Origin of the sequence: Methanocorpusculum sp. GPch4, from assembly GCF_012062385.1 — an archaeon.
GTDB lineage: Archaea > Halobacteriota > Methanomicrobia > Methanomicrobiales > Methanocorpusculaceae > Methanocorpusculum > Methanocorpusculum parvum.
Genome location: NZ_SIJA01000008.1, coordinates 1 through 10,015, shown reverse-complemented (window position 1 = coordinate 10,015; position 10,015 = coordinate 1). Strand labels below are relative to the sequence as shown.

At 45.1% G+C, this 10,015-nt stretch carries 11 protein-coding genes; 6 read left to right on the top strand and 5 right to left on the bottom strand.

Annotated features, from left to right (window positions below; genetic code table 11):
* Positions 1 to 20 precede the first annotated feature (20 nt).
* Positions 21 to 2,639: a BREX-1 system phosphatase PglZ type A gene (gene pglZ, locus EYA77_RS00145; protein ID WP_167815508.1), complete on the top strand. Its 2,619-nt coding sequence runs from the start codon at positions 21 to 23 to the stop codon at positions 2,637 to 2,639.
* A gap of 13 nt (positions 2,640 to 2,652) precedes the next feature.
* A complete protein-coding gene (gene brxL, locus EYA77_RS00140) occupies positions 2,653 to 4,689 on the top strand; it encodes a protease Lon-related BREX system protein BrxL (RefSeq protein WP_209314964.1) in 2,037 nt (678 codons plus the stop codon).
* Between the two features lie 531 nt (positions 4,690 to 5,220).
* Here the strand turns inward: brxL and EYA77_RS00135 are convergent.
* From EYA77_RS00135 to EYA77_RS00115, 5 genes are all read right to left on the bottom strand, one after another.
* A complete protein-coding gene (locus tag EYA77_RS00135; protein ID WP_245241070.1) occupies positions 5,221 to 5,460 on the bottom strand; it encodes a hypothetical protein in 240 nt (79 codons plus the stop codon).
* A 4-nt stretch (positions 5,461 to 5,464) separates the two neighbouring features.
* On the bottom strand, positions 5,465 to 6,418 hold the full coding sequence (locus EYA77_RS00130) for a hypothetical protein (protein ID WP_167815506.1): 954 nt from the start codon (positions 6,416 to 6,418) through the stop codon (positions 5,465 to 5,467).
* Positions 6,405 to 7,436: a YhcG family protein gene (locus EYA77_RS00125; RefSeq protein ID WP_167815505.1), complete on the bottom strand. Its 1,032-nt coding sequence runs from the start codon at positions 7,434 to 7,436 to the stop codon at positions 6,405 to 6,407. The genes EYA77_RS00130 and EYA77_RS00125 overlap by 14 nt, the downstream gene beginning before the upstream one ends.
* A complete protein-coding gene (locus tag EYA77_RS00120; RefSeq protein WP_042698184.1) occupies positions 7,433 to 7,744 on the bottom strand; it encodes a hypothetical protein in 312 nt (103 codons plus the stop codon). Before EYA77_RS00120 ends, EYA77_RS00125 begins: the two co-directional genes overlap by 4 nt.
* Positions 7,745 to 8,191: 447 nt before the next feature.
* Positions 8,192 to 8,410, bottom strand: a complete 219-nt coding sequence (locus EYA77_RS00115) for a hypothetical protein (protein WP_209314963.1) — start codon at positions 8,408 to 8,410, stop codon at positions 8,192 to 8,194.
* 123 nt (positions 8,411 to 8,533) lie between these two features.
* Between EYA77_RS00115 and EYA77_RS00110 the strand changes: the two genes are divergently transcribed.
* The 4 genes from EYA77_RS00110 to EYA77_RS00095 all read left to right on the top strand — a co-directional run.
* Positions 8,534 to 8,758: a hypothetical protein gene (locus tag EYA77_RS00110; RefSeq protein ID WP_155897846.1), complete on the top strand. Its 225-nt coding sequence runs from the start codon at positions 8,534 to 8,536 to the stop codon at positions 8,756 to 8,758.
* Between the two features lie 488 nt (positions 8,759 to 9,246).
* Positions 9,247 to 9,405 (top strand): hypothetical protein, encoded by a 159-nt coding sequence (locus EYA77_RS00105; protein WP_155897847.1) that lies wholly within the window; start codon positions 9,247 to 9,249, stop codon positions 9,403 to 9,405.
* Positions 9,398 to 9,763 (top strand): hypothetical protein, encoded by a 366-nt coding sequence (locus EYA77_RS00100; protein WP_042698190.1) that lies wholly within the window; start codon positions 9,398 to 9,400, stop codon positions 9,761 to 9,763. The genes EYA77_RS00105 and EYA77_RS00100 overlap by 8 nt, the downstream gene beginning before the upstream one ends.
* The coding region (locus EYA77_RS00095; protein WP_167815504.1) for a hypothetical protein at positions 9,760 to 10,015 on the top strand (256 nt) is incomplete at its 3' end. The genes EYA77_RS00100 and EYA77_RS00095, both read left to right, overlap by 4 nt.

The following is a 10,015-nucleotide window of genomic DNA, read 5'->3' as shown; positions in this document are numbered from 1 at the left end:
CCGGTAATGAGGGAGAGAGTATGCCGATATTAAGCCTTGAGAAGACGACCGCTGCAATACTTGAAAAATTCAGCAAACTCTCCGATTACGAAAAGAGAAAGATAGTCTTCTGGTATGACAGTGACGGGACTGCCGGTGAAGAGGATCTCAACTCAATTAAGATCGTACTTGAGCAAAACGGCATAAAAATGCTCAGCTTAAACAACAACTTCTTCATGATCAAAAAGATCCTCGAACACGAGGATACAAAATCAAATTATCTGATATACTCTCCAGAACAGGAAAGACGATCTGAAGATAACTGGCTTTTGGACATACAGCTATACTCAGAACGGTTTGAAAACAGCCGGATATCTGATCTTAAAAGCGAGATCGGCATAGAAGGCTACGATATGGACAGTTTCATTGAAAAGCACAAGGAATTCTTTGCCAAAAAAAGAAGAGTCGCTTCATTTAAGAAACTTTACGAAAACACCTGGAAAGAAGTGGATCTCCTAAAAGGGATCTTTGCAGTAATTGCACGTTCAGAATTTTCGGATGAGAGAGAGATCATTAAAAACATCCTTATGAACTCTTTAAACGAAACTGAAAATACGATCTGGAATGATATATCAAAGTTCGACCTGACTGAATCTTTTTGGGATATCATAGGCAGAAACTTTGGGTTTTACACCGAATACCCGACACTTAAAAAATTCTTTTTAAGCCTTCTGATCACCCATATCGACAGACACGCAGAACTCTCATTAGGTCCGTTTGAGAGTTATGTAAACCGGAAAAGGCAGAGCAACGAATGTGAAATATTTATCTCCGGATGGATGGATAACTCAAAGGATTCATCACGCTTTGATGAATACTGTGATAATCTGCTTCTCGAAGAAAACAGAAAAATTGAAAATGATCTTACCTCCCTCCTTAAAAAATCAAAGGTCGAATGCTATCTGAATGTTGAAGCCCCCGACATAGTTGACAAAAGCATAATCCGAAAAATAGTCGATACCCTTACAGAGGGAGGAAAAGATTATGCAAAATATCTGGAATGGATCGAAAAAAGAAAGACTAAACACTACTACAAAAAATTAGAGAATGTATATGCCGCACTTGAATATGCAGTAATGCTCCTCCGTTTTTCAGACGAAATAGAAAACGAAGGAATTAATCAGGGCAGCTTAAACGAACTCTTCAGTAAATATTCCGAATCATATTACCTTCATGACTTTTACTACCGGAAATTCTATTATCACTATGATAAAACCAATGATAAGGAGATACTGAAAAAGGACATCAGGGAAATAGTCGAAAGAGATTACCGCAGAATAAATGAAAAAATCCTGATCAAATGGAGTAATCTCATAGAATCACAGACAAACGGTAAATGGGGTATAGAATTAATAGAAAATCAGAGTGACTTCTTTAAAATCCATGTTTCCAAGATAATGCAAAGAAATGACAGAGACAAGGTTGCAGTCATAATTTCGGATGCAATGCGATATGAGGTCGCAGCTGAAATAAAGGAAGTCCTTAACACAAGTACAAAAGGCACCATTGAACTAACAACAATGGCCGGGTGCCTTCCTTCATACACAAAGATGGGAATGGCATCACTCCTGCCGCATAAACAGCTTGAATACAGAAATGATCACATCTTCGCAGACGGTATTGATTCAGACGGACTTATCAACCGGGAAAAAATTCTTCTCAGTCATGAAAAGGAGTCAGTAGCATTCAGCTTCAATGACTTTAAAAATTTAAATAAAGAGGATGCAAGACAAAAGATCAAAGGAAAGCGGATCGTTTATCTCTATCATAACAAAATCGATGATACAGGCGACAATCATTCATCCGAAAATGAAGTGTTTGATGCAGCAGAATCGGCGATCAGTGAAATTAGTGCAATGGTAAAACGCCTTGGAACATCTCTAAATGTCATCAATATTATAATCACTGCAGATCATGGATTCATATACAGCCGTGATTCTCTTGAAAATCAGGATATCGTTGAGACTACTGGTTTTGACAAAGATAAAGCTCTTATAACCAACAAACGTTTCATACTAAGCAGTGAGGATATCAAACTTCTAAATACTCACAGATTTGATCTTAAACTGCCTTCTGACTCTGCAGAAAAGATGTACATCTACACACCGTATGCAGATCTCCGGTTCAAACTTCCGGGCGGCGGAAGGAATTTTGTCCATGGCGGATCATCACTCCAGGAGGTCGTGATCCCTGTCCTGCTTTACAATCATAATAAATCCAAAGAAGATCTCGACAGAAAAGGAATCCAGCATGGCAAAGTTGGCATCGAGATAATCAATTTAAAAAAGATAACGAGCAATCCCTTCAAATTCAGACTGCTTCAAACTGAAAATGTTACCGAAAAACGTGAACCCTTAAGATGCAAAATTGCATTATACGATAATTCGGGAACAAAAGTAAGTGATGAAAAGACAATCATTGCTGACAAAACCTCGGATGAACCAAACGAAAGGATACTTGAAGTAATGCTCACCATGAGTCCTAATATCAAAAACGGAATATATATTTTAAAAGCAGTCGATGAAGACACAAAGGCATTGCGCAGAGATGTTCTGGAAACAACCGTTGAAGTGGACATATTAATATCCGATGATTTTTAAAGAGGCTAAATAGATGACAGACCTGGTATCTGAGATGGATTTGGATAAAAAACTCATAGAGTTCTTTCCTGGCAGGGTAGTCAGAAAAGATCTCACGAAAAAACTCAAAGGCAGCAATAATGTTCCGGTATATGTACTTGAATATCTGCTTGGCTCCAATTGTGCTACTGATGATGAGGATCTCATAGAAGAGGGAGTCAAAAAAGTAAAAAGGATCTTATCTGACAATTATGTTCGTCCCGATGAAGCAGAACTGATAAAATCAAGGATCCGTGAGACTGGCTATTATACCGTCATCGATAAGATCACCGTACATCTCAATGAAAAAAGGGATGTTTATGAAGCTGAATTTTCATCACTCGGTATAAAAGATATTGAGATCGATCCAGATACGGTCACAAAATATGAAAAACTCCTTGGCGGCGGGATCTGGTGCATCGTCAAGATGGAGTATTCAACAGAATCCTCCCGCTCCCCTTTTATCATCTCAAATTTGAAACCGATCCAGATCCCAAATATGGATGTCAATGAATTTATCGACCGCAGGAAAGAATTCACAAAAGATGAATGGATAGACATTCTTCTCAGAACGATCGGTATGGAGCCTGATAGCCTGAAATATCCTGCTAAATGGCATCTTCTTGAAAGGCTTGTACCACTTATTGAAAATAATTACAACTTATGTGAACTCGGACCAAGAAGCACAGGCAAATCCCATGTTTATAAAGAGATCTCTCCAAACTCGATCCTGATATCAGGCGGTCAGACCACAGTTGCGAATCTCTTCTACAACCTCAGTTCAAGGCAGGTAGGGCTTGTCGGACTATGGGATGTAGTTGCATTTGACGAAGTTGCCGGTATCCGGTTTAAAGACAAAGACGGCATCCAGATTTTAAAGGATTTCATGGCTTCAGGTTCATTTGCCAGAGGAAAAGACCAGATAAATGCAAATGCCTCGATCGTATTTGTCGGAAATGTAAACCAGAGCATATCATCACTCCTGAAAACTTCACATCTCTTTGCACCGTTTCCGGACGCAATGAACAATGACAGTGCATTCTTCGACAGGATCCATTATTATCTCCCGGGGTGGGAGGTCCCAAAATTCAGACCTGAGCATTTCACTGAGAGATATGGATTTATCGTAGATTATCTTGCAGAATTCCTTCGTGAAATGAGAAAGAGATCTTTTGGAGATCATATAAGCAAAAACTTCAGCTTTGGGAATAATCTCAACCAGAGAGATGTGATTTCTGTTAAAAAGACTTATTCCGGACTCATGAAACTTTTATATCCGGATGGCAGCGCTTCAAAAGAGGACTCCCGTGAAATCCTTGAATATGCACTTACCGGAAGGAGAAGAGTAAAAGAGCAGTTAAAAAAGATAGGCGGAATTGAATTTTATGATGTCAATTTTTCATATATCGACAATGAAGACAATTCAGAACATTATGTAATTGTTCCTGAGAGCGGCGGCAGCAAATTAATTCCTGAAGGGATGGGAAAGCCAGGTCAGGTTTTCTCTGTTAGCAGAAACGAAGAGGGAAAAATTGGTGTATATAAACTGGAATTGCAGGTCGTTGCTGGTTCAGGAAAATATGAAAAATCAGGTCTCGGTTCAAGTTCAAAAGCAAAAGAAGCCGTTCAAACTGCATTTAGTTATTTTAAAGCAAATGCAAAGTCAGTGAGCCAGAGCATTTCTACAAAAGAGAAAGATTACCAGCTTCATGTCCAGGATCTGATGGGTGTAGGTATGACTGATGATCTGGCATTACCGGCATTTATCAGCCTTTGTTCAGGGGCACTCGATAAACCGGTACATGAACAAATTGCTATTCTCGGGACCTTCACAATAGGAGGCTCTGTAAGCGGCATTGATAATTTATCAGACCTTTTACAGATTTGTCTTGACGCAGGCGCAAAGAAGGTCTTAATTCCAATTTCGTCAGCCGGAAAAATATCAACAGTTCCCCCCGATCTCTTCAGTAAGTTCCAGATCTCTTTCTATGAAGACCCGACAGATGCGGTTTATAAGTCGCTGGCGTTGTAATGATCATAGTAATTTTTTCATGAAAATAACTGATTCACGAGTGAATTCTCTATTGTTTTATTATTTCTTGGATCACACAAAAAGAGAACTAGCTTAAAAGAAAAACCCGCACGCAAGTGAGCGAAGCGAAACGGAGAGCAAAATGAAAGTTTGCGAATGGGTTTTTCCCCAGCATTTGTCCAAGAGCCAAAGGCTCTTGAGACGTCTCACGAGCTTTCAGCTCGTGGACTTTTCCAGAGAGGGTGCGATTCCTACGCAGGCGAAGCCCAAATGGGCAAAGCCCATTTGAGGCGGCACGCAAATCTTCGATTTGCACGCATAAGCCGGAGCAGAGCACCCGAACGCAAGGAAAATGCGATTCAAGCGAGGGCTGGAAGCCCGAGTCGGAGAGCAAATCTCTGATTTGCGAACGCGGTTGGTTTTTTTCTCATGCTTCCACACACAACAATCTCCTTCCCGAATCTCACCCATCCTCCATCTCCCCTTCCACTCGCAAGTTTTCTTCAAAAACTTGCTCAGCTGAGACCGCCCCTAAAGGGACGGTCCGCCTTCACCCGGCAGCTTCTCCAGCACCAAAGCCAGGATCACACCCAGAATAAATCCGAACACATGACCAAAGAAATTGATCAGCTCTCCATCCATCAGACCCGCCGCATCCAGAATCAGGACAACCAACCCCGCGGTCAACACCACAAACACCGTCGTTAAACAGAAGAGAAACGCAAACAGCCCGGACAGAGATCTGAACAGTCCGGGATCTGACGTAATCATGATTTTATAGGAATACGCTCCCGCGAGGAGAATCACCTGGATCAGGAGGATCCCTAAAACGGCAGTAACGGCTCTGGAAAACCCGATCACATTCACCGGATGCCGCCTGCACCCGTGCATGTTGACCCGACAGAACCCGAAACTGCGTTTCCGGCACACATCCCTTCGCCGCATAATACCCGCCCATAAGATCACTCAGCATCTCCGCTGCCTGATACCTCGGCACATCCGGATCACGCAGAGCCACCGAGATCATCGCCCCCTCCCCATAGCACCCCGAAGCATTCGAAACCAGGGTCCCGAAAAGATGCTGCCTCTCCGAAATATGCGTCACCTCCCCGTCCAGGATCACCTTCATAAAGCCCGCATCCCCGTACCTGAACCGCTCTTCGCCAACCGGAAACGGCTCGCACCAGTCAAGCCCCATCCAGTTCTGATCCGCCGGCTCGCCTTCGAGCCGCAAAGCAGGAGAAGAAATATTTTGCATCATCCCTGCGAGAACCATATCCGGCTCCATCTCGATAAAATTACACAGCGGCGAGCGGCCGTTCTTCACCCGCTGCTCCCACAAAAGGGCCGCAAGATGTCCTCTTCGGAGCTTCGCCGCCGCCTTCTTCGTGTAACCTTCGTAAGACGATACCGCACAGGAATACTCAAACTCCACCCCGGTCGCATAACGCAGGGTCCACAAACACGCCGCCGGATTCGTCTTCATCAGCGGCGGACGGGTATGTACAAAATCCATGTGACGATACTGCAGGATCTCGCCAAACGTATTGATCAGCGCCGAATTTGCAAGCGTAAGAGATATGATCAGATCGGTATCGATCGGGCGGATCCGGATGAACCCGCCGCCTTTCGGCAGTTTCGAGCGGCGGGGACGAACATCCTGAAATGCGGTCCATTCGGTCCATTCAAGATCCAGGGAAGGCTCAAATTTCTCCTTATCTTCGCTCATAACGTATCTCCTCCTCACGCACCACCCACTCAGCCACCAGCTCTGCAAGCTCCTCCTCCTTTGGCAGACAAAGCATATACTTCGACGCAAAAACCTGTGACTCTCCTTCAGGGAGGGTATAGCGGACAAGCGTCTCCGACGTATCCGCACACAACACGATCCCTATCGGCGGAACATCCCCCTCGTTCATCATATCCCGCGTATAATAATTCACATACATCTGCATCTGACCAAGATCCTGATGCGTCAGCTTCCCTGTCTTCAGATCGATCAGAACAAAACACTTCAGAATATAATTGTAAAACACCAGATCGATGTAGAAGTTCTCATCATCGAAACTGATACGCTTCTGCCGCGCCACAAACGAAAATCCCCTTCCAAGCTCCAGAAGAAACTTCTGCAGATTCGAGATAAGAGCCGACTCAAGATCCTTCTCGTAAAATCCGGGTTCAGCCGGGAGATTCAAAAACTCCAGAACATACGGATCCTTGATCATGAATTCATACTCCGGCTTTTGCTCTGTCCTGCCGACCTCCATTTTCACCCCGTTCTTGTCTTTACTCACCAAAAGCCGCTCATAAAAAAACGTCGTGATCTGCCGTTCCAGCTGGCGGGTACTCCAGTTTTCCCTCACGCACTCATCCAGATAAAACGCCCGTGCCTTCTCATTCTCCACCCGCATGATAAGCCGGTAATGCGTCCAGCTCAATTCGGAACGCAGTGCGTTCCGCATTGGAAACAGGAGGAAAAACTGCCGCATGTACCGTAGATTCCTCTCAGAGAATGCATTCCCAAATTCAGCACTCAGCCGTTTTGCGAGATACTTCAGCAGCCCCTCGCCGTACTCGGCACGTTCCTTTCCGCCGGAGGCCTCGACCACCTGCCGGCCGACATCCCAGTACGCAAAAACCATCGCCGAATTCACCGCACGACAAACCGATGACCTGGCCGCAAGGATAGTACTTCGAACAGAGCCGTACGTCTCCAAAAGCTGGTCAGTTTCCTGCAGACCGGTCATCGCTTCCCGGCATCATACGCCGCAAATCCCTTGATCAGCAGTGCGTGATAAAAATCATTACAGGTCATATCCGGATCGTAATACACCATATCCGTACGCCCGCCCGCATCCTTTTCACATACAAATCCGAGATCGAGGATCACCCGCAATGCCTCGTCGATCGATGTTCCCGTCTCGCGGCTGAGCGCATACAGCCGGTCTTTATGCTCCATGGTCAGACGGAAATCCAGCACATAGGGCTCCTTTGTGAACGGGTTCAGGCTTCGCCGGATACCGAGTTTTTTCTTCAGATAAAATGGATCATCCATACTCCTATAATTTTTTTTCGACGGTATTTATACCCCTGACCGCGCGGTGCGATAATGCCCCCTCTTTTCGTGAAAACGCCGCTCTCACTGAGAGAGGAGGCGTTTTTTCGATGCAAAAAAATGGTTGAACTGGGTGAAGATCGCGGTCTTCTCTACCCCCTGACGAACTACTTTCAAACGTATGGGGGACTTGGTAAATTGGATATACCGCCGCTGCCCGCCAGTCTTCGCTTCACTCAGCCTTGCTCGCAAGTTTCCTTCGAAAACTTGCTCCGCTGAGCCCGCCCCTAAAGGGACGGCCCGCAGTCGCAAACTTTCAGTTTGCTCAGCTGAGGCCGGTCCTATGGACCGGGCCGCAGTCGCAAGTTTCCTTCGAAAACTTGCTCTGCTGAGGCTCGCCCCTGTGGGGCAGAGCCCGCATCAGCTGAGGGCCCTAAAGGTCCCCGCTCACTGGAGCCTTCTGCACAGCTCCTTCTGGATCTGTGGATCCTGCAGCATCATAAGCATCTTCGCCTTCTCCGCATCGATCCCCATATCTCTCCGTGCAAGATCCGTTAAAATCGTCGCCGTCAGATAATCACTGATCGACTCAAACTGCGGCTTCTCCCCCTTCGTCAAAGCGACCACCCGGTCATAAACCTCCCAGCTCACCCGTGTGCTCAGCAAAGGCTTCTTACTTTTCACTGCGACCATAACTGTATGTAAACTTATATACGCAGGAGTATATAATACCAATACAAAACAACAGTTATTATATAGCAAAAAAACCTATGTATTCATTAGACCCCAATGGACCAAAAACTCAGCGGGGCAGAATCCTATCTGAAACAGAATAACTACACTACTTACCGGCAGAATCTGACGAAGGGGAGCCACCAACGGCAGTACCCCGACGCACAGCGAGGCATTTTGGCCCAGATAGACTACAGAGATCCATGCATCCGGACCCTGTTTTCACCATTAATTCTTGGATGCATCAAAGAGATCCTGGAAAAAGGACAGGGGAAAACCTGACCCGTATTCAACCTCTTTTACGCGAATCGCGAAGTATTCATCCGCCCAGGTCTTTTTTCTATCCATCTATCTATCCATCTATGCAGATCAAAAAAATGATAACCCGGGCAAAACTACATCCGGACGTAAACAGACAGATAGATGATTATGTACTCATCTATCCATCTATCTGCATAGAGAAAAACCGTCTCTCTCTCTCTCTCTCTCTCTCTCGTCTGTACTTCAAATAATATAATATATGGATAAAAAATAAGTGATTGATGAGGAGTTTTTTCTTCCCGTATTTACTTACTTACGGACGGACTTTTTCCTCCCCCAGTCTTTTTTTTTAAACATCTACACATCTATCTACACATCTGCATATGTGCACAGCACTCCAAAAATATACAAATTTACATACAATTTGATGCAAATAATTAATATTAAATATCTGCAGAACCCATCTTCTCTTGTAAGTCATCCGGCTTACGAACCAATCACCAAAGGACGTGATCAAGATAGCACAGATATTCTCGCTCTATGTCGGAGAAGTCGACAGAAAAACCTTCGAAGCCTTCTCCAGAAAGTATCCAAGACCGCACACATCGAAAATGATCCTCGGTCTCATGAGAAAACACCTAAACGACCACGGAGAAACCGATGCCTGACTACAAAGTCTACATCCCCGAAGCAAAAGCCGGCCTTCTTTACCAGTACAAAGAACAGTTCGGCAAAGACGCCTCCCCCATGATCGTTGGATTCATGGAACAAAGCGTTGTCCAAACGCCGAAGATCCGTGAAAACCCCGAGGAAACGACTCGCTTCATCTACGAAATCTACTTCGGCGACATCGAAAACGAACGCGAATTCTCCGACCTCCTTGGAGGCAGGGAAAACATGAAAGCAGCACTCCTCAACCGGACCGCTGAACTCTGTAAAAAGTACCCGGCTCTCTACCCGGAAGTCATCGCCCAGCTGAACAAAGACCACCCAAACCTTGCAAAAATCACAGGAATCAACCAATGAAACAAACCACAAACAGCGAAACCATTCGCGAAAAACATGCCTGCCCTAAACCAGCGTCTAAACAGTTTCAGGGAACAGGCAACAACAGATTCGACCCGAGACCAGAAAAAACCACCGGGCCGACCGGATCCTCTGGAACCCCTGGTTCCGCAGGCACCAGCGATCCCAAAAACCGAAACACCAAAAACCGGATCTGGAGCCTCGCCGACTACGACGCGACCCCTACGCTTGATCTGATCATCAACACCCTCG